Source organism: Streptomyces sp. NPDC051976, assembly GCF_040680795.1.
Lineage (GTDB): Bacteria > Actinomycetota > Actinomycetes > Streptomycetales > Streptomycetaceae > Actinacidiphila.
The window spans coordinates 398,662-417,307 of the sequence record NZ_JBFAXL010000001.1; the positions used below are offsets into that span (position 1 = coordinate 398,662).

Consider the following 18,646-nt stretch of genomic DNA (forward strand, 5'->3'; position numbering starts at 1 on the left):
TCGGGCAAGCCCCCGTTCGGAGAAAGTGGTACCGGACGGGGGCTGTCGTATAGCAGGATCTTGGAATGGCACGCGAGGTACGTACGACACGCGAGATCGGGCGGCTGCCCAAGGCACATCTGCACCTGCACTTCACCGGTTCCATGCGGCCCAGCACCCTGCTGGAGCTGGCCGACAAGCACGGCGTCCATCTGCCCGAGGCGCTCACCTCCGGCGAACCGCCCAAGCTGCGGGCCACCGACGAGCGCGGCTGGTTCCGCTTCCAGCGGCTCTACGACATCGCCAGGTCCTGCCTGCGCACCCCCGAGGACATCCAGCGGCTGGTCCGCGAGGCCGCCGAGGAGGACGCGGCGGACGGCTCCGGCTGGCTGGAGATCCAGGTCGACCCGACCTCGTACGCGCCCCGGCTCGGCGGGCTGATCCCCACCATCGAGATCATCCTCGACGCCGTGCACACCGCCTCGCGGGACACCGGCGTCGGTATGGCGGTGGTCATCGCGGCGAACCGCATGAAACACCCGCTGGACGCCCGCACCCTCGCCAGGCTCGCCGTGCGCTACGCCGACCGCGGCGTCGTCGGCTTCGGCCTGTCCAACGACGAACGCCGGGGCCTGGCAAGGGACTTCGACCGCGCCTTCGCCATCGCCCGGGACGGCGGTCTGCTGGCCGCCCCGCACGGCGGCGAGCTGGCCGGGCCCGCCAGCGTCCGCGACTGCCTGGACGACCTGCACGCGGAGCGCGTCGGCCACGGCGTCCGCGCCGCCGAGGACCCCCGGCTGCTGCGCCGCCTCGCCGACAAGGGCGTCACCTGCGAGGTCTGCCCGGCCTCGAACGTGGCGCTGGGCGTGTACGACAAGGCCGAGGACGTACCGCTGCGGACCCTCTTCGACGCCGGCGTACCGATGGCGCTCGGCGCCGACGACCCGCTGCTCTTCGGCTCCCGCCTGGCCGCCCAGTACGACATCGCCCGCGATGTGCACGGCTTCACCGACGAGGAGCTGGCGGAGCTGGCCCGCCAGTCGGTGCGCGGCTCGCGTGCCCCGAAGGAGGTCAAGGACCGGCTGCTCGGCGGGGTCGACACGTGGCTGGCATAGCCGAGGCCGCCGACGCGGAGGACGGCGCCGGTCCCTCCGCGGTCGATCTCGTCACCGCGCCCCGGGAGGAGCCCGAGAAGCGGGTCACCTGGGGCGAGCTGTTCTTCGACCTCGTCTACGCCTTCGCCGTCACCCAGGTCAGCACACTGCTGCGGGCCGACCACGGCTGGGCGGGGGCCGGGCGCGCCCTGGTCGTCTTCGTCCCCGCCTACTGGGCCTGGGTCGGCACCTCCGTGCACTCCAACCGGCAGGACGTCGACAAGCCCGTCGACCGGATCGGCATCTTCGGCGTCGGCCTCAGCGCCCTCTTCATGGGCCTCGCCATCCCCTACGCCTACTCAGACCGCGGCGTCCTCTTCGGCGCCTCCTACTGGGCCGCCCGGCTGCTGCTGGAGGCGCTGGTGCTGCGCTGGCAGGACTTCCGCTTCAACGCCTTCACCGCGGGCGCCTTCCTCACCGGCCCCCTGATGCTGGCCGGCGGGCTGCTGCACGGGTCCGCGCGGGTCACCGTCTGGGCGGTCGCCGCCACCGTCGACCTGCTCATCCCGCAGCTCATCCGGCGGCGTATCGCGCACGCGCACTTCCACTCGGGGCACCTGCCCGAGCGGTTCGGGCTCTTCCTCATCGTGGCCCTCGGCGAGTCCATCGTCTCCATCGGCGGTCCCGCGACGACGGCCGACCGTCTGCCCGCCGACGAACTCGCCGCCGTCGCCGCGGCGTTCGCACTGGCCGCCGCCCTGTGGTGGGTGTACTTCGCCTTCGCCGCCAGCGCCATCCAGTTCGCCGTGGCCACCGCACGGCAGCAGATGGACATGATCCGGCACGTCCTGTCCTATGCCCACCTCGGCTTCATCAGCGGCATCGTCGCCGCCGCCGTCGGCATGCACGAGGCCGTCGCCCACCCGTCCCACCGGCTCGGCTCGTCCCTCGCCCTGCTGCTGTACGGCGGCTGCGCGCTCTTCCTCGCCGTCTTCGGCTACACCCGCTGGCGGATGTTCCGGCTCTGGTCGACGACGCGGCTCATCGCGGCGGGGGTGGTGGTGGCCGCGGTGCCGGTCGCTTCGCGGATGACGGCGCTGTGGGCGCTGGCGCTGCTGGCGGGGGTGGTGGTCGTGCTGGACGTGGTGGAGTGGGTGCGGGTCGCTCGCGCCGCTGGGCGGTGAGTGAGGGTGCGTGGGGGGGTGAGCCGGGGGGTCCTCAGAGGATTGCGTTGATCAGTACCGGCTCGTTGACCAGCGTCACGCCGTACGCCTTGTGCACGCCGTCCCTGACCTCGCGGGCGAGGGTCAGCAGGTCCTCGGTGGTGGCCGAGCCGCGGTTGGTGAGGGCCAGCGTGTGCTTCGTGGAGATGCGGGCCTGGCCCGTGCCGTAGCCCTTGGTGAAGCCCGCCTTGTCGATCAGCCACGCGGCCGAGGTCTTCGTACGGTCGTCGGCGGCCGGGTAGCTCGGCGGGGTCACATCGGGGCCCAGGCGCTCCTTGACCCGCGTCATGAAGGCGGCGTGCTCGGCCGCGGTCAGGATCGGGTTCGTGAAGAAGGAGCCCGCCGACCAGGTGTCGTGGTCCGCCGCGTCCAGCACCATGCCCTTGCCCGCGCGCAGCGCCAGCACCGTCTCGCGCGCCTTCGCCAGCGGCACCCGGTCGCCCGGTTCCACGCCCAGCGCGCGTGCCGTCTCCGCGTACTTCATCGGCGCCGACAGGCCGCCCGCGTCCTCCAGCGCGAAGCGGACGCGCAACACGACGAAGCGGTCCGGGTCCTCCTTGAAGCGGCTGCTCCGGTACGAGAAGGCGCACTCCGTGGCGGGCAGGGTGACGGTCTCCTTGGCGCGGCGGTCGTACGCGACGACCTCCGTGATCGTGCTCGACACCTCCTGGCCGTACGCGCCGACGTTCTGGATCGGGGTCGCTCCGGCCGAGCCGGGGATACCGGCGAGGCACTCGATCCCGGCGAGGCCGGCAGTGACGGTTGCCGCGACGGCGTCGGTCCAGGTCTCGCCTGCCGCGAGTTCGAGGGTGGCGCCGCGGGTGGGGGTGCGGGTGAGGGTGAGGGTGCGGCCGGTGGTGGCGATGCGGAGGGCGGTGCCGTCGAAGCCGTGGTCGCCGATGAGGAGGTTGCTGCCGCCGCCGATGAGGAGGAGGGGGGCGCCGTGGGCGTCGGCGGTGCGGACCGCTTCGACGAGGTCGGCGTCGGTGGTGGCCGTGAGGAGCTGGGTGGCCGGGCCGCCGAGGCGGAAGGTGGTGAGGGGGGCGAGCGGGGCGTTCGGGGTTGCGTGCACGTCCCTAGGTTATGTGGGTCGGGGGGCGGGGGTTCCGGCGGAGGGCTTCGAAATCGGATATTTACGGCGCTTCTGCACCTCCTACCCGCACCCTCTCCCCCGCCACAAATATCCGGCAGCATTTCGCAACCCTCCCCCTCCACCCCCGCCCCCCTCAGCTCACAAACCCGGGCGCCCTCCGTGGGTGGGTGGGGTCCCGCTGAGGGGGGTGGGTTCGTGTGCCACACCCACCCGGCCGCCCCGCCATCACCCCCGTGGACCGGCAGCCGCCATCCGGCCCGGGAGGGGACGTGGCGGGGTGCCCCCGCAGGGCGCCGAACACTTCCCCCGCAGAAGCAGATTCGCCCGGCAAGTGTTTGGCGCCCGAGGAGATACCCCGGCGGGGCCCCGACCCCACCCACCAGAAGACCGGCAGACGAAAACGCACCCGCACGGGTGGTGCGGGTGGGAAAAACCCCCGCGCCGGTAGGCGCGGGGGTGGGGGGGCCGCCGGTTAGGCGGTGGGCTGGAGGGTGCGGGGGGTGTCGGTGGTGGGTGCCTGCGCGGAGTGCGCCCGGCGGGGGATGAGGAGGGCGGCGACGGTGGCGGCGAGGAGGACGGCGGAGCCGACCCAGAGAGCCGGGGTGAGGCCGTCGACGAAGGAGGTGGCGGACTCGTATCCGCCCTGCGCGGAGAAGATGGAGCCGAGGACGGCGACCCCGAGCGCACCCCCGACCTCGCGGAGCGCGTTGTTGGCGCCGGAGGCGATCCCCTGCTCGGAGGAGCGGACGCTGGACATGACGAGGTTGGTGGCCGGGGCCACGAAGAGCGCCATGCCGGTGCCGCTGATGATGAGCGCGGGAAGCTGCGAGAGGTAGGAGACGTCGGGCGAGAGGATCAGCGCGAACCAGCCGAGCCCGATGGCTTGGAGGGCCAGACCGGCGGCGACGACGGGCCGGCCGCCGATGCGGTCGGAGAGGTAGCCCGCGATGGGCGCGACGATCATCGGCATACCGGTCCACGGCAGCATGCGCAGCCCCGCTTCCGTGGGCCCGTAGCCGACGACGTTCTGCAGGAACTGGCTGAGCAGGAAGATCGACCCGAACATCCCGGTGAACATCAGCATGCTGGCCGCGTTGATCGCGGAGAAGCCGCGGCTGCGGAAGAGCCGCATGGGCAGCATGGGGTGCTCGGCGGTGGCGCCGTGCCGTATGAAGGCGGCGACGAGGATCACGCCGCCGATGAGGCCGCTGAGGACGGGCGTGCTGGTCCAGCCCTTGCTGGTGGCGTTGACCAGGGCGTAGACGATGCCGAAGAGGCCGAGGCTGATCAGTACGGTGCCGCGGGCGTCGAGGCGGGCGTTGGGTGCGGTGGACTCGTTGAGGCGCAGCCGGGCGAGCGGGATGAGGGCGACGCCCAGGGGGACGTTCAGCCAGAAGATCCACTGCCAGGAGATGTGCTCGGTCAGGCCGCCGCCGATGAGGGGGCCGCTGGCGATGGCGAGGCCGTTGACGGCGCCCCAGATGCCGAAGGCCATGCCGCGCCGCTCGGCGGGTACGGCCGCGGTGAGCAGGGTGAGGGTGAGCGGCATCATGATCGCGGCGCCGACGCCCTGGACGGCGCGGAAGGCGATCAGGGTGGTGATGGTGGGCGCGAGGGCCGCGGCCGCGGAGGCGCCGGTGAAGATCGTGAGGCCGGTGAGGAAGAGCTTGCGGCGGCCGAAGCGGTCGCCGAGGGCCGCGCCGAACATCAGCAGGACGGCGAAGGTGAGCGTGTAGGCGTTCACCGTCCATTCGAGGTCGGACAGCGCCCCGCCGAGGTCCTTGCGGATGGAGGGGAGCGCGGTGGTGACGACGAGGTTGTCGAGGGCCGCCATGAAACCGGCGACGCTGGTGATGACCAGGGCCCAGGCGGCACTGCCTGGACGGCGGGCGGCTTGCTGGTTCATTGCTCCCCCAGGAGGTGAGTCTCTTCGTTCTTGGTTAGTTAGTGATGACTAAGTTTTGAGGGCGTGAAAGGGCGCGGGTGGGCGCCCGCGTGCTCACTCGGGGCGGGCGGACTCGTAGAAGCCCTCCCAGACGCGGTGGCCCGCCGGGAAGCCCAGGGACACCAGGGTGTTGACGAGCATGCCGTAGGCGAGGAACGTCGTCGTCTCGTCGACGTCCGCGCCGAGTGCCAGGTGGACGGTGTCCCACAGCTCCAGCCAGCCCTCGCGGACGGCGGCGCCGAACTCGGGGTTTCCGGCCGCCTCGGCGGCGGCGACGGCCACGTAGGTCTGCATCTGCATCAGCAGGCGCTCGGGGTCCTCGTGGATCATCCGCTGGTAGGTGCGGGCCATGGCCGGCAGCCGCTCCTCGGGCGGCAGGCCCTCGGCCGCGTCGGCGAACGCCTGGCGGGTCGAGTCGATGCAGCGCTTGGAGGCGGCCAGGAACATGGCCTCCTTGTTCGGGAAGAGGCGGAAGAGATACGGCTGGGAGACACCCACCCGGCGGGCGATCGCCTCGGTGGACGTGCCGTCGTAGCCACCGTGGGCGAACTCGCTCATCGCCGCGCGGATGACGCTCTCGCGCCTCTCGTCTGCGCTCATCCTGACCATGCGACTAAGTTAGTGGCCAATCACTACCTTGTCAAGCGATGCGTAAGGGGTGCCCACTCCGGGTGGGCACCCCTTACGTGCGCTCAGCCGAGCCGGACCACCGCGCGGGACATCCCGAGCACCTTCTGGCCCGCGGACATCGCGACCAGGTCCACCCGGACCTGGTTGTCGTCGAGCTTGGCCGCGACCTTGGCCGTCACCTCGATGACGGCGCCTTGGTCGTCGTTGGGCACGACGACGGGCTTGGTGAAACGTACGCCGTACTCGACCACCGCGCCCGGGTCGCCGGCCCAGTCGGTGACGACCCGGATCGCCGACGCCATGGTGAACATGCCGTGCGCGATCACGTCCGGCAGGCCGACCTCGAGGGCGAACTTCTCGTTCCAGTGGATCGGGTTGAAGTCGCCCGACGCGCCCGCGTAGCGCACCAGCGTGGCGCGGCTCACCGGGAAGGTCTGGGCGGGGAGTTCGGTGCCGACCTCGACATCCGCGTAACCGATCGCCGTCGCCATCACGCGCCCCCGTCCTCGGTCGCCGCGCGGGAGACCAGCTTCGTCCAGGCGGTCACCACGTGCTCGCCCGACTCGTCGTGGACCTCGCCCCGGATGTCCAGAATGTCGTTGCCGGCCAGCGACTTGACGGCCTCGATGGTGGAGGTGACCGTCAACCTGTCGCCCGCCCGGACCGGACGCGTATAGGTGAACTTCTGGTCGCCGTGCACCACGCGGCTGTAGTCGAGCCCCAGTTCGGGGTCCTCGATCACCTGCCCGGCCGCCTTGAAGGTGATCGAGAACGCGAAGGTCGGCGGCGCGATCACATCGGGGTGGCCGAGGGCCTTGGCGGCCTCGGGGTCGGTGTACGCCGGATTCGCGTCGCCGATCGCCTCGGCGAACTCGCGGATCTTCTCCCGGCCCACCTCGTAGGCGGCGGTGGGCGGATAGCTCCGCCCCACGAAGGACTGGTCCAGAGCCATCGGCACCTCCGGTGCGGGAACTAGGGAAACCATGCGGGAAGTGATCAAGGGCGGCTACTGTTGCCCGCCGCGGACTACCTGCCGAGCGCAATGCCGCGAGGCCACCCCCGGTGACGGGAGCGGCCTCGTGGTACTTCTTGGCCTGGAGTCAGCGCGTTTCGCGGTGCGCGGTGTGCGCGTTGCAACGCGGGCAGTGCTTCTTCATCTCAAGACGGTCCGGGTCGTTACGCCGGTTCTTCTTGGTGATGTAGTTCCGCTCCTTGCACTCCACGCAGGCCAGCGTGATCTTCGGGCGGACGTCGGTGGCGGCCACGTGAGTGCTCCTTGACGAACGGGGGTGATTTGAACATAGGAATAGTAGCCGACTGAGGGACCGATCCCACAATCGGCTACGGAGAGTAGCGGCGACCGGACTTGAACCGGTGACACAGCGATTATGAGCCGCTTGCTCTACCGACTGAGCTACGCCGCTGCGACGAACTGGCCCCCGCCGGGTGGCGGGGAACCGATCCATCAGAGCCCCAATACGGAATCGAACCGTAGACCTTCTCCTTACCATGGAGACGCTCTACCGACTGAGCTATTGGGGCGAGCGAGGAAGACATTACACGGTCCGCAGCGATACGTGAAATCCGTATCCGGCCGGGCACAACGGGCACCCCGGCGGGACGTATCGGGCGTCTGGCGCCCGCACTTCGGGGGCGGCGCGGCGGGGCGCGGCGGGGGTGCGGCACGACCCTGACCGGTACGACTAATGCTCTCCTGCCGGGTGTGCGCCGCGCGGACCCCTAGGCTCGGCTCAGCGTGATCATGCCTGGCGACGCCCGCACTCATGCCCGGCGACGTCCGCCCCCCGCACGCACCGGAGGAGCGCGATGACCGACAGCCCTCGCGACAGTTCCCGCGACAGCAGCCGCCCCACGGCCGCGGACAGCTCCACGCTGCTGCTGTGCGGTGCCCGCCTGACCGACGGCCGGATCGTCGACGTACGGCTGAGCGGCCCCCGGATCGAGGCCGTGGGCACCGCGGGCAGCCTCACCGCGCCCGGCGGCCGCCCCGGCGACGGCGCCCGTATCGACCTGCGCGGCTATCTGCTGCTGCCCGCGCCCGCCGAGCCGCACGCGCACCTCGACCTGGCGCTGACCGCGGGCGCCGACGGCCCGCCCTCGCCCGAGCCGTCCGATGTGCAGCGCCGCGCTACGGAAGCCGCGCTGCTCCAACTCGGCCACGGCGCCACCGCGGTGCGCAGCCATGTGCGGATCGGTGACGTGCAGGGGCTGCGGGCGCTGGAGGCCGTGCTCCAGGCCCGCCGGGCGCTGCGCGGGCTGGTGGAGCTGCACACCGTCGCGGTGCCGCGGGTGCTCACCGGGGCGGCGGGCGCCGACGGGCTGGCGATGCTGCGCGACGCGCTGAAGATGGGCGCCTCGGTGGTCGGCGGCTGCCCCGACCTCGATCCGGACCCGAGCGGGTACGCCGAGGCCGTGCTGACCCTGGCGGGCGAGTTCGGGCTGCCGGTCGATCTGCACACCTCGGCGGGCGACCCGGCCCGGCTGGCCCGGCTGGCCGCGATGGCGGGCGGGCTGCGGCCCGGGGTCACCATCGGCCCCTGCCACGGCCTGGGTTCACTGCCGCAGGACGCCGCCGGACGCGCCGCCGACCAGCTCGCCGCCGCCGGTGTCTCGGTCGTCGCCCTCCCGCAGGGCGGTTGCGGCGGCGTCGAGTCGGTCCGCCGCGGCGCCGCTGACCTGCTCACCCCGGTGCGGCTGCTGCGCGCCGCGGGAGTGCGGGTCACCGCGGGCAGCGGCGCGATGGGCGACCTGGCCAACCCGGTCGGCCGCGGCGACCCGCTGGAGGCGGCCTTCCTGCTCGCGTCGTACGGCGAGTGCGGCCCCGTCGAGGCGTACGAGACGGTCAGCGGCCAGGCGCGCGCGGTCCTCGGGCTGCCGGAGGTACGGGTCGAGGCCGGATTCCCCGCCGAGCTGCTGGCGGTCCGCGGCGAGCGCGTCGAGGGCGTGCTGTCGCTGGCCTACAGCCGGATCGTGGTGCACCGCGGCCGGGTGGTCTCGCGGACCAGCGCCGTACGCGAGTACTGCGACTCGGAGAGCGAGGCGGCGCTCGACCTCCCGCGCCAGTCGCACCGGCAGGCGTAGCGTCGCGGCATGCGTACTGTGATCGCGGGTGGACATGGACAGATCGCGCTGCGGCTGGAGCGGTTGCTCGCCGCGCGCGGGGACGGTGTGGCGGGGCTGATCCGCAATCCCGCCCAGGCCGACGACCTGCGGGCGGCGGGCGCGGAGCCCGTCGTACTCGACCTGGAGTCGGCCGACGTGGACGCGGTGGCGGCCGCCCTGGCCGGCGCCGACGCGGCCGTCTTCGCGGCGGGCGCGGGGGCGGGCAGCGGCAGCGCGCGCAAGCAGACCGTGGACCTGGCCGCCGCCGTGCTCTTCGCCGACGCGGCCGAGCGGGCCGGGGTGCGTCGCTATCTGGTCGTCTCCTCGATGGGCGCCAACGCCCAGGCGAGCGGCGGCGATCCGGAGTTCGACGCCTATCTGCGGGCCAAGGGCGCGGCCGACGACGACATCCGGGCCCGTACCGCGCTCGACTGGACGATCCTGCGGCCCGGCGCCCTCACCGACGACCCCGGCACCGGGCGCGTGCTGCTCGCCGCGACCACCGGCCGCGGCTCGGTCACCCGCGACGACGTGGCGGCCGTCCTCGCCGAACTCCTCACCACACCCTCGACTGCGGGTCTGACCCTCAATCTGATCGAGGGTCAGACCCCCGTCGGGGTGGCGGTGCGGAACGTGGCGGGGAACTGACCTCTGTCGGGCTGCGGCTGAGGCGGGGTCAGGCCCCTTCCGCGGCCGCGGAAGCCGTGGGGGCGTACGTAACCAGCAGGTTGTCCGAGCCCTCGAACGGGCGGGCGTCCAGCAGCCGCAGCGGCGCCGCGGTCGGGGTGGTGAACGCCGGGGTGCCGCCGCCGAGGGCGACGGCGCCGACCACCAGGTGCAGTTCGTCGACGAGACCGGCGGCGAGCAGGTCGTTCCACAGGGTCCGGCTGGCGAAGACCAGGATCTCCCGGCCGGGCCCGCGCTTCAGCTCCGCGATCGCCGCGTGCGCCTCGGCGCGGCGGACGATCCGGGTCGTGTCGCGCCACGGGTCGGTCTGGTCGGCGGTGAGCGTGTCGGAGACGACGACCTTGTCGATGGCGTTCTCCAGCTTCGACAGCTCCCGGTTGACCGGCGACGCCTCCGGGTTGTCCGCCATCGCGGGCCAGAAGCCGCGGAACATGCCGTACGAGCGCGCGCCCAGCAGCAGCGTGTCCGCCGCCCGCAGCCGCTCCACGTTGTACGTGTCGAAGCTGTTGTCCATCGGCAGCACCATGACGTTCCCGCCGGGGCCCTCGTAGTAGCCGTCGAGCGACACGATGTTGGTGACGACGAGCTTGCGCATGGCGTTCTCCCTCCACTGGGGCGGCGTGGTCGCCGCCTTCAGGTGTGGAGAGACATGCCTGCCCGGGAACTCATCGCTTCTCGCGGATTATTTTTCCGGTCCCCCGTCCGGCGCGGCAAGTTCGAGGGGAAGGCCCAGGTGGCGGTGGAGTTCGGGGTCGAGGAAGCCGGTGATCTCGCGGATCCGGCCGTCGCGCAGGGTCAGCACGTTCACGGCGCCGAGGCGGTACGGCTCGCCCTCGGCGGTACGCAGGTAGCAGGCGAAGCCGGGCTGGCCGTTGGCGGCGAAGGGCAGCAGCCGCCACGGGGTGGCGAAGATCCGCTCGGCGAGGAAGCGGGCGACACTGTCGCGGCCGTCGAACCACGCGGGCAGCGGCGGCATCGTGAAGCGAGCGTCCTCGGTGAGCAGGGTGAGCAGCGCCGGTACGTCGGCGCGCTCCCACGCGGCCACGAAGGCGTCGACCAGCGCCCGGCACCCGTCGTCGCCGAGCGCCGCCAGCTCGTCGCGCTGCGAAGGGCCGGGCGTCCGCTCGCCGACGGCCTTCCTGGCCCGTTGCAGGGCGCTGTTCACCGACGCCGGTGTGGTGTCGAGCATCCGGGCGGTCTCGGCCGCGGAGAACTCCAGCACCTCCCGCAGGATCAGCACGGCCCGCTGCGTACCGGGCAGGAACTGCAGCGCCGCGACGAAGGCCAACTCCACGCTCTCGCGGCGCAGATAGCGCGCGGCGGGGTCGTCGGTGTCCACCATCGGCTCCGGCCACCGGCCGTGCGGTGTGTCGGCGGAGATGTCGTCCGGCCACGGCTCCAGCCAGATCGGGCCGCTCACCGGCGCCCCCAGCTCCGCGGTGTCCTGCCGGGCGGGCCCGTGGTCGGGCGACAGCACCCTGCGGGGCCTGCGCGAGATCAGCCGCAGGCAGGCGTTGGTGCACACCCGGTAGAGCCAGCCGCGCAGCGAACTGCGGCCCTCGAAGCCGCCGATCCCCCGCCAGGCGCCCAGCAGCGACTCCTGGAGCGCGTCCTCGGCGTCCTGCACCGAGCCGAGCATCCGGTAGCAGTGCGCGAGGAGTTCCCTGCGGTACGGGGCCACGAGCCGGTCGAAGGCTCCCGGGTCGCCGGTGCGGGCGGCGGCGAGCAACTCCGGCTCGGTCATGGCGTCAACGGATTCCACCGCGTCATCATCCCGCACGGGTGTGGGGTATGTGGCATGCCTCACAGCCGCTTCGGGGGGTGGTGCGCGGGTGGTGCGCCCTGGCGCGGACGACCCGGGGCGCGGAGGGGCGCACGCCCTGGTGAGGAAGGTGGGGTGGACCAGACCTGTGCGCGGGTAACTCCCGTACCACGTTACGGAAGTGACTCCTGAGTAGCTCGGAAGTCATATTTTCTGCATGGGAGCGCTGCACGAACGGGCATCGGCGAACGCTATGTAGGCAAGACCGCAACGAAGCGGTCCTGGAAGCGCTCAATACGGGGCTGCGCGTCCACCTACACGCGAGAGGACCTCAAGGTCCGTGATCACCCCTCATTCCACGGAGACCGTACTCGCCGGACTGGCGGCCGCCCGGGCCTTCGGGCCCGACGTCCGCAAGGCCGTACGCCGCGTCCTGGCGGCGGGAGTCCGCACCGGGGCGTCGGAGCTGACCCAGTCCGGCCACGCCCAGGGCACGTCCGGCCGCCGGGAGGGCGACCGGTGAGCGCCGGCGACCTGCCCGGAGCCCGCCACCGCCGCTCCCGTACGCGCGTGATCGAGCACACCGAACCCGTGGAGTTCACCAACTTCCACCGCCAGCACCGCGGCGCCTATGTGCGGTGGGCCGCGCTCCATCTCGGCTCACGCGCCGACGCGGAGGAAGCGGTGGACGACGCCATGCTGGAGCTGCTCGCCAAGTGGCCCGTCGTCACGGCACAGCCCGTACCGTCCGCGTACGCCTGGACGGTGATCAAGAGCCGGACCGTCGACGCGGTACGGGCCCGGAAGCGGCGGCCGGTGGCGATGGACGTCGCCACCTTCGAGTCGGCCGCGCTGGTCGGCACCGTCGACCCCATCGGCGAGCTGGAGACGAGCCTGGCCATCCAGCAGGCCATCTCCCAGCTGCCCGAACGGCAGCACGACGTGGTCGTCCTGCGCTGCTGCCTGGGCTACACCACCCGGGGGACGGCCGGGGTGCTGGGCATCAGCGAGGCGACCGTGCGCTCGACGGTCCGCGACGCCAGGCGGCGGCTGGCCCGGAGCCTGGACCTGGGGTCGGGCGGGGCGGGTGGACCGGCTGGATCGGCTGGATCCGTACGACCGGTCGGACCCCGTACGGACGGCCCGGACGGTTCGGACAGCCCGGATGGCCCGGACGGGCGGGACGGCCCGGACGGCCCTGTCGGAAGGACACACCGATGACCGCGCCCACGTCGATCGAGGAGATGCTGGCCAAGGCCCGGCAGGTCTCGCCCGACTACACCGAGGAGGAGATGGCGGCCGCCGAGACGCGCCTGGAGGCCAAGGCCGCGGGCCGGCTGGTGAGCGGCGCGATCAGCTTCGACGACGCGACCTACCACCGGCTGCGCCGCCGCCTCCCCCGCACCGGCCCCTGCCAGGAACCGGCCGCCGACGCCCCCGAGGACCGCGCCCGCCGCGCCCGCACCGACCTGCAGCGGCTGTGCCACGTCCTGATCAGCCAGCCCGAGGCGCTGCACGCGATGTCCACCTTCATCGGCGGCCGCGTCCTGGAGCCGTCCGGCGCCCGGGTCCTGGCCTGCGTGCTCCATCTCGCGGACCGCGAGGACAGCTCCCGCTTCTGGTGGCAGTACGCCGCCGGCGCCGACGACGTCGCCGCCTCGTACTGCCTCTACCTCCACCACATGACGCTCGGCGAGACCGAGGAGGCCGACTGGTGGCAGGACCAGGTCAGCCCGCTGCTCGGCGCCGAACTCCGCTCCGCGGGCGCCGACCGCTACGCCCTCGCCCTCGGCTGGACCACCTGCCTGCGCATCGTCGTACGCCACCGCGCCTTCACCGACGCGACCACCGCCGCGCTCGACTACGTCCGCAACGCGGTGCAGTTCGTCGACGACGACCTCGACCTCCCCCTCCCCGACGACGGCTTCGCCGAACGCATCGAGGAGATCACCGCCCTCGTCTGACGCCCCCGACCCCCCTGCCTCTTCGGCAAACGGCCCCCTGGCCCGCGTTCCCGCAGACCAGGGGGCCGTTCTCCCAGGTGGGTCATGCCACCATCGCACGAAGCACGCCGATCGGCCTGCCGGGGTCAGTCGCCGTCCTGGCAGCCCGCGAACCAGTGCGTGTCGCCTCCAACACCAGCGTCCGCGCCGCCCCGTACCTGCGCTTGAGCACCTCCGGCCCCAGGTCACTCACCGGAACGCCCGCGTTGTACCGCTGGACGATCCCCGGGGTGCCGCCTCGCCCGGCGACGGTCGTACCACGCGATGCACACGTCCGACAGAAGGCCGGTCACGACCAGGGACGCGAACAGCCCCAGCGCAAGCCACACCGACTTGCGCCCGCCCAGATCCCCCCAGAACCACGAAATCCACCACGCCAGCCCACCGAGGACCAACGACGACAGCACGTGCCACCGCAACGACTTACCCATCAACCCGCCCCCCGATATCCCCCGTCCGGTACGGCCGCCGCATCCCGCCAAAGCACTCGGCCGCGCGCCCCAAGTGGCAGTCCTTTCGACCAGTCGAACACATGGAACGACTGAGGGGCCTGCAATCAGCATTTCTGCTGGTCACAGGCCCCTCAAGGCGCGTGGCGGCACGTGGATTCGAACCACGGTAGGCTAAGCCGACGGATTTACAGTCCGCTCCCATTGGCCACTCGGGCATACCGCCATGGGATGAAGCCCCGGATCCGCTGTGGTGCGGTGCTCCGTGGCGACGACGTAAACGATACCCGATGCGCGGGGGTGGTCCGCCACCGGATTGATCAGCACTTCGGTGCGGCGTGATGGCTAGGCTTTGCGGGGAAGCACGGGGCCCGGGGAGCCGGGTAGGCAGAGTAAGCCGAGAACACAGTCAAGGAGCGCACTGAAGATGGCCGACTCCAGTTTCGACATCGTCTCGAAGGTCGAGCGGCAGGAGGTCGACAACGCCCTCAACCAGGCCGCGAAGGAGATCTCGCAGCGGTACGACTTCAAGAACGTCGGTGCCTCGATCGCGTGGTCCGGCGAGAAGATCCTGATGGAGGCCAACTCCGAGGAGCGGGTGAAGGCGATCCTGGACGTCTTCGAGACCAAGCTGGTCAAGCGGGGCATCTCGCTGAAGGCGCTGGACGCGGGTGAGCCGCAGCTCTCCGGCAAGGAGTACAAGATCTTCGCGACGATCGAGGAGGGCATCTCCCAGGAGAACGCCAAGAAGGTCGCCAAGATCATCAGGGACGAGGGCCCCAAGGGCGTCAAGGCGCAGGTCCAGGGCGACGAGCTGCGGGTCAGCTCGAAGAGCCGGGACGACCTGCAGGCCGTGCAGGCCCTGCTCAAGGGCAAGGACCTGGACTTCGCCCTCCAGTTCGTCAACTACCGCTAGGACGGGGTCCGGCCGCCGGGATACGTGTATCCGGGCGGCCGGCGGGAGTGACGCGGAGAGGGCGGGACGGTCAGGACTGGTAGTCCGCCGCGCGCATGGAGGACACCGCGTCCGCGATGGTGGTCCGGTACAGGCCGAGCTTCGGCTTGAGCACCCGGGCGCCCGAGCCGAGCGGGAAGTTGAGCGTGTCGGCGTTGGGCATGTGGTCGCCGTTGGCCAGGACGTTCAGCTCGTCGATGCCGGGTACGGTGCCGGCGGTGGCGCCGCTGGGGTCGAGGTCGATGACCGCGTAGGCGGTACGGCCGGCGTGCAGGACGTACGCGGGCGGCCCGCCCAGACCGCTGGGGATCAGCGGCTTCACGACCTTGCCGCCCGGGGCGCGGGAGTTGTCCAGGCTGACGAGCGGGTAGTAGCTCAGGCCGCAGGCGTGCCCGGTGAGGCCGCGCACCACGATCACCCGCTGGCTGGGCGCCCCGGCCCGCCCGGTCACGTGCACCGACACCTCGCGGCTGGTGCACGGGTGCCTGAAGGCGTAGGCGTCCGTGTCGTTGCCGCCGCCCGAGGTGCCGCCCGGGGCGCGGGTCGAGGTCGACGCGCCCTTCGCGGAGGTGCCGCCGCTCCCGGTGGTGCCCGTGGAGGGGGAGGCCGACGGTGCGGAGACGGACTCGGTGGAGCCCGTCGGGGCCGCGGTGGCGGAGGGCTGCCGGGACGGCGACACGCCGTCGGCCGAGTCGCCGGAAGCGGACTGGCACGCCGTGAGGGCGAGGGTGCCGAGCAGGAGGACGGCTGCGGACGAGAGCGTGGATTTCACGGACACGATGATGGCCTTCGCTGTGGTCGTTTTCTGTGGATGGCCTCACCGTGCCGCGTGTCGTGTCCCGCATGCCACAGTCTCGCTACGAGTAGGGACGCTGGAACGATTTCACCTCCCTGACCTGCGATGATGGGTCCGCCTGGAACGCCGGTCCGGGACGAGGGGGAGGATGGAATGACCACCGAGGTCGAGGATTTCGCCACGCGGCTGCGGGAGCTGAAGGAGCGGTCGGGACGCAGCTACGGCACGCTCGCCACCCGGCTGCACCTGAGCACCTCCACCCTGCACCGCTACTGCAACGGCGCCGCGGTACCCGGTGATTACGCCCCGGTGGAACGCTTCGCCCGGCTGTGCGGCGCCACTCCGGAGGAGCTTCTCGCGCTGCACCGGAGCTGGCTGCTGGCGGACGCGAGCCGCCGCCGCGAGCCGGAGCGCGCGCCCGCCCCGGAGACCGCACCCACGGACCCGGCGCCCCCGGTCACGGAGATCCCGGCTACGGAGATCCCGGCCGTCGACGAGGCCGCGGCCGTCGAAGTCCCATCCGCCCGGACCACGGCCGCCGCCACCCCCGACGTCTCCCCGGGCTCCGACTCCCCCGCCACCCGCTCACCGCGGGCCCGCCGGACCAAGGTCGTACTCGGCGCCGCCGCGGTGATCGCCGTCGTACTGCCGCTGGCGCTGTACAGCCGGTTCGGCGCCCATGACACCAGCGTGTCCGGCGACATCCCGGGCCCGACCCGTACGACCGCGGCCACGCCCACCCGCACCTCCACCGCCACCACCAGCGGGACGGGAACGCCCACCGCGACCGGCGGCCCCTCGACGCCCGCCAACAGGACGCCGTCCGCCAAGGCGCCCGCCGTACCCGCCTCGCCCGCGGCGCCGACCGCCGACAACGGGCCCGCGCCGGTCCAGGTGAGCGTGCTGTCGGACAACTGGGACACCCAGTGCGACCAGTGGTTCCTGATGGACAAGCCGCCCGCCGAGGTCCCGCCACCGCCGTCGCTGCAGGAGACGAACGGCTGGGCCGGCGCCCTCGGCGGGATACCGGCGGGGAAGCTGCGGCTGCAGCTCACCGCGCAGGGTGTGCCGGGGCAGCCGGTGGTGCTGCACGCGCTGTATGTGCGGATCGTGAGCAGCCGCCCGGCCGCGAAGGGGTTCGGCTACACCACGGGGTCGGGCTGCGGCGGCGGGCTCGTCCCCGCGTCGTTCGCCGTCGACCTCGACGCGGCGGTGCCCAGGGCGAAGGCCGTACCGGGGTACGAGGGCGAGAACCCGACGCCTGTGGCCAACTTCCCCTTCCAGGTGTCGTCCACCGACTCCCAGGTCCTCGATGTGGCCGCGCACACCGCGGGCCGGGACGTGCGCTGGGAGCTGGACCTGCTGTGGAGCTGTGGCAACCGCCAGGGCAAGCTCGTGGTCAACGACCATGGCAGGCCGTTCCGTACGGCGGGGCTGAAGGGCGACCCCGCGTACTTCTACAACGGAACGGCCTGGGCACCGGCCACCCCGTAGTCCGTACGGTGTGGCCGGTGCCCAGGCCGTCGCCCAGGCCGCGGCCCGGGTCGCGCGGACGCGTGGACGCGTCCGGCGTACGACTCGCCGTCAGGACGCCTTCGGGTGCTCGGTGCTCCACGGGTTGAGCTCGGCGTACTGCGCGCGCCAGCTCGCGTGGTACTGCGCCGCCAGCGGGGGCGGGAAGATCGCGAGGACCTCGGTGATCCGCTCGGGGGTGGCGCCGTCGAGGAGCCAGGGCACGTAGCGCGGGGCGAGGCCGAGGCCGATCTGGTTGCGCTGGGAGTCGGCGAAGCGGGCCCAGTCCACCGGGGGGAGTTCCTTGGATATCAGGGGGAGGGCTTCCTCCTCCTCGTGGACCAGGTGCGCGTTCAGCTCGTGGGCGAAGGCGTCGGCGGCGTCGCCCAGGCCCGCGTAGCCGTTCTGCTCGTCCGCGAGGGCGGCGTCGATCGCCGCGATCAGCGGGTCGATACGGCCGTGCTCCCGCTCCATCGCGTCGAGCAGCTCGACGTCGTCGGGGCGGTCGGCGAGCAGTTCCAGCAGCCGGGGCCAGAGGATCTCGTCCTCGGCCGCGTGGTGGATCGTCAGGAACCGCTTGAAGAGGTCCCACCCGAAGTGGGTGGCGGTGAGCCGGGCCGGGTCGTCGCCCGTGACCGCGGCCGACTTGGCGATGATCGCCACGTCGCGCCGCAGTCCGTCGTGGAACGCGTACATCATCGTCAGGTCGACTGTCTCGCCGGGCACATGCGGAGTGGTCATCACATAACTCCCCTGCAGCCAAGAGTGAACCGGCGCGTGCACGCACCGGTGAACCGCCGCAACCGAGGCTATAGTCAGCCTGCGAAACCGTCAATCTGTATATCTATCTAGCAGTTGAATCGTCAGAACCCTTCAGCCACTCTTCAGCCCTGGAGTTGCTTCACCACCGCCAGCGCGTCGTCGATGTGGCCGCCGATGTTGGTCATGGACGAGAAGGCGTGCCGGATGACGCCTTCCTTGTCGATGACGAAGGTGATCCGGCCGGGCACCACGCCCATCGTCGTGGCGCCGTACTGCTTGCGTACGGTCCTGCCCGGGTCGGACAGCAGGACGAAAGGCAGTTCGTGGCGGCCGGAGAACTTCTCGTGCGACGCGACCGAGTCGGAGCTGACCCCGATGACCTCGGCGCCCGCTTCGGTGAAGCTCTCGTAGCTGTCGCGGAAGCTGCATGCCTCGGCGGTGCAGCCGCGGGTGTTGTCCTTCGGGTAGAAGTAGAGGACCACGACCCTCTCGCCCAGGACGCCGCTGAGCGTCACGGGCTTCCCGGACTGGTCGGGGAGGGTGAAGTCCGGTGCCTTGTCGCCGACTTGCAGGCCGCTCATCGCGATCTCCTTACCCAGGGGCGGGTTACCTACCGGTAGGTCGGTAGTGGGC

The 18,646-nt window shown here is 71.8% G+C and carries 20 protein-coding genes and 3 tRNA genes; 9 read left to right on the forward strand and 14 right to left on the reverse strand.

Annotated elements, in window-relative coordinates; genetic code table 11:
• Positions 1-65: 65 nt before the first annotated feature.
• Together AB0M29_RS01890 and AB0M29_RS01895 are read left to right on the forward strand one after the other, a co-directional pair.
• Positions 66-1,094, forward strand: a complete 1,029-nt coding sequence (locus AB0M29_RS01890) for an adenosine deaminase (protein WP_365377443.1) — start codon at positions 66-68, stop codon at positions 1,092-1,094.
• A complete protein-coding gene (locus AB0M29_RS01895) occupies positions 1,082-2,257 on the forward strand; it encodes a low temperature requirement protein A (protein WP_365377445.1) in 1,176 nt (391 codons plus the stop codon). Before AB0M29_RS01890 ends, AB0M29_RS01895 begins: the two co-directional genes overlap by 13 nt.
• 34 nt (positions 2,258-2,291) lie before the next feature.
• Here AB0M29_RS01895 and AB0M29_RS01900 read toward each other — a convergent pair whose 3' ends face one another.
• The 8 genes from AB0M29_RS01900 to AB0M29_RS01935 form a co-directional block, all read right to left on the reverse strand.
• Complete coding sequence (locus AB0M29_RS01900; RefSeq protein ID WP_365377448.1) at positions 2,292-3,368, reverse strand: UDP-N-acetylmuramate dehydrogenase; 1,077 nt, start codon at positions 3,366-3,368, stop codon at positions 2,292-2,294.
• Positions 3,369-3,861: 493 nt separating this feature from the next.
• Positions 3,862-5,295 (reverse strand): MFS transporter, encoded by a 1,434-nt coding sequence (locus AB0M29_RS01905; RefSeq protein ID WP_365377451.1) that lies wholly within the window; start codon positions 5,293-5,295, stop codon positions 3,862-3,864.
• 93 nt (positions 5,296-5,388) lie between these two features.
• Positions 5,389-5,943, reverse strand: a complete 555-nt coding sequence (locus AB0M29_RS01910; protein WP_365377453.1) for a helix-turn-helix domain-containing protein — start codon at positions 5,941-5,943, stop codon at positions 5,389-5,391.
• Between the two features lie 83 nt (positions 5,944-6,026).
• On the reverse strand, positions 6,027-6,455 hold the full coding sequence (locus AB0M29_RS01915; RefSeq protein ID WP_365377455.1) for a MaoC family dehydratase: 429 nt from the start codon (positions 6,453-6,455) through the stop codon (positions 6,027-6,029).
• Positions 6,455-6,916, reverse strand: coding sequence for a MaoC family dehydratase N-terminal domain-containing protein (locus tag AB0M29_RS01920; RefSeq protein WP_365377457.1), 462 nt, complete (start codon positions 6,914-6,916; stop codon positions 6,455-6,457). The genes AB0M29_RS01915 and AB0M29_RS01920 overlap by 1 nt, the downstream gene beginning before the upstream one ends.
• 148 nt (positions 6,917-7,064) lie before the next feature.
• The gene (gene rpmG / locus AB0M29_RS01925) at positions 7,065-7,229 is read right to left on the reverse strand and encodes a 50S ribosomal protein L33 (RefSeq protein WP_004571794.1); all 165 of its coding nucleotides are present in this window, start codon (positions 7,227-7,229) and stop codon (positions 7,065-7,067) included.
• Between the two features lie 86 nt (positions 7,230-7,315).
• Positions 7,316-7,388 (reverse strand) — tRNA-Met (locus AB0M29_RS01930).
• Positions 7,389-7,433: 45 nt separating this feature from the next.
• Positions 7,434-7,506: transfer RNA gene (locus AB0M29_RS01935), tRNA-Thr, on the reverse strand.
• Positions 7,507-7,791: 285 nt separating this feature from the next.
• Here AB0M29_RS01935 and AB0M29_RS01940 point away from each other — a divergent pair.
• Positions 7,792-9,066 carry an amidohydrolase family protein gene (locus AB0M29_RS01940; RefSeq protein WP_365377459.1) on the forward strand — a complete coding sequence of 425 codons (1,275 nt, stop codon included), beginning with the start codon at positions 7,792-7,794 and terminating at the stop codon, positions 9,064-9,066.
• A gap of 9 nt (positions 9,067-9,075) precedes the next feature.
• A complete protein-coding gene (locus AB0M29_RS01945) occupies positions 9,076-9,735 on the forward strand; it encodes an NAD(P)H-binding protein (RefSeq protein ID WP_365377461.1) in 660 nt (219 codons plus the stop codon).
• A 28-nt stretch (positions 9,736-9,763) separates the two neighbouring features.
• Here AB0M29_RS01945 and AB0M29_RS01950 read toward each other — a convergent pair whose 3' ends face one another.
• Both AB0M29_RS01950 and AB0M29_RS01955 read right to left on the reverse strand, forming a co-directional pair.
• Positions 9,764-10,369 carry a dihydrofolate reductase family protein gene (locus tag AB0M29_RS01950; protein ID WP_365377463.1) on the reverse strand — a complete coding sequence of 202 codons (606 nt, stop codon included), beginning with the start codon at positions 10,367-10,369 and terminating at the stop codon, positions 9,764-9,766.
• A gap of 87 nt (positions 10,370-10,456) precedes the next feature.
• Positions 10,457-11,536, reverse strand: coding sequence for a sigma-70 family RNA polymerase sigma factor (locus AB0M29_RS01955; RefSeq protein ID WP_365377465.1), 1,080 nt, complete (start codon positions 11,534-11,536; stop codon positions 10,457-10,459).
• Between the two features lie 340 nt (positions 11,537-11,876).
• Here AB0M29_RS01955 and AB0M29_RS01960 point away from each other — a divergent pair, with 340 nt between their 5' ends.
• Genes AB0M29_RS01960 through AB0M29_RS01970 form a run of 3 tightly spaced genes read left to right on the forward strand, consistent with a single transcriptional unit; the run spans position 11,877 to position 13,500 of the window.
• Positions 11,877-12,059, forward strand: a complete 183-nt coding sequence (locus AB0M29_RS01960) for a hypothetical protein (protein ID WP_365377467.1) — start codon at positions 11,877-11,879, stop codon at positions 12,057-12,059.
• The gene (locus tag AB0M29_RS01965) at positions 12,056-12,757 is read left to right on the forward strand and encodes a sigma-70 family RNA polymerase sigma factor (protein WP_365377470.1); all 702 of its coding nucleotides are present in this window, start codon (positions 12,056-12,058) and stop codon (positions 12,755-12,757) included. Before AB0M29_RS01960 ends, AB0M29_RS01965 begins: the two co-directional genes overlap by 4 nt.
• The gene (locus AB0M29_RS01970) at positions 12,754-13,500 is read left to right on the forward strand and encodes a hypothetical protein (RefSeq protein ID WP_365377472.1); all 747 of its coding nucleotides are present in this window, start codon (positions 12,754-12,756) and stop codon (positions 13,498-13,500) included. Before AB0M29_RS01965 ends, AB0M29_RS01970 begins: the two co-directional genes overlap by 4 nt.
• A 632-nt stretch (positions 13,501-14,132) precedes the next feature.
• Here AB0M29_RS01970 and AB0M29_RS01975 read toward each other — a convergent pair.
• Positions 14,133-14,214 (reverse strand) — tRNA-Tyr (locus tag AB0M29_RS01975).
• A gap of 201 nt (positions 14,215-14,415) precedes the next feature.
• On the opposite strand from AB0M29_RS01975, the gene AB0M29_RS01980 reads away from it, so the two are divergent.
• A complete protein-coding gene (locus tag AB0M29_RS01980) occupies positions 14,416-14,904 on the forward strand; it encodes a YajQ family cyclic di-GMP-binding protein (protein WP_365377473.1) in 489 nt (162 codons plus the stop codon).
• Positions 14,905-14,974: 70 nt separating this feature from the next.
• On the opposite strand, the gene AB0M29_RS01985 is transcribed toward AB0M29_RS01980, so the two are convergent.
• Positions 14,975-15,715 carry a hypothetical protein gene (locus tag AB0M29_RS01985; RefSeq protein ID WP_365377476.1) on the reverse strand — a complete coding sequence of 247 codons (741 nt, stop codon included), beginning with the start codon at positions 15,713-15,715 and terminating at the stop codon, positions 14,975-14,977.
• A gap of 177 nt (positions 15,716-15,892) precedes the next feature.
• On the opposite strand from AB0M29_RS01985, the gene AB0M29_RS01990 reads away from it, so the two are divergent.
• Positions 15,893-17,233 (forward strand): helix-turn-helix domain-containing protein, encoded by a 1,341-nt coding sequence (locus AB0M29_RS01990; protein ID WP_365377479.1) that lies wholly within the window; start codon positions 15,893-15,895, stop codon positions 17,231-17,233.
• 90 nt (positions 17,234-17,323) lie between these two features.
• On the opposite strand, the gene AB0M29_RS01995 is transcribed toward AB0M29_RS01990, so the two are convergent.
• Positions 17,324-17,992, reverse strand: coding sequence for a hemerythrin domain-containing protein (locus tag AB0M29_RS01995; protein WP_365377482.1), 669 nt, complete (start codon positions 17,990-17,992; stop codon positions 17,324-17,326).
• A 143-nt stretch (positions 17,993-18,135) separates the two neighbouring features.
• Entirely contained in the window at positions 18,136-18,594 is a 459-nt protein-coding gene (locus AB0M29_RS02000) for a peroxiredoxin (protein WP_365377485.1), read from the reverse strand.
• Positions 18,595-18,646: the final 52 nt, after the last annotated feature.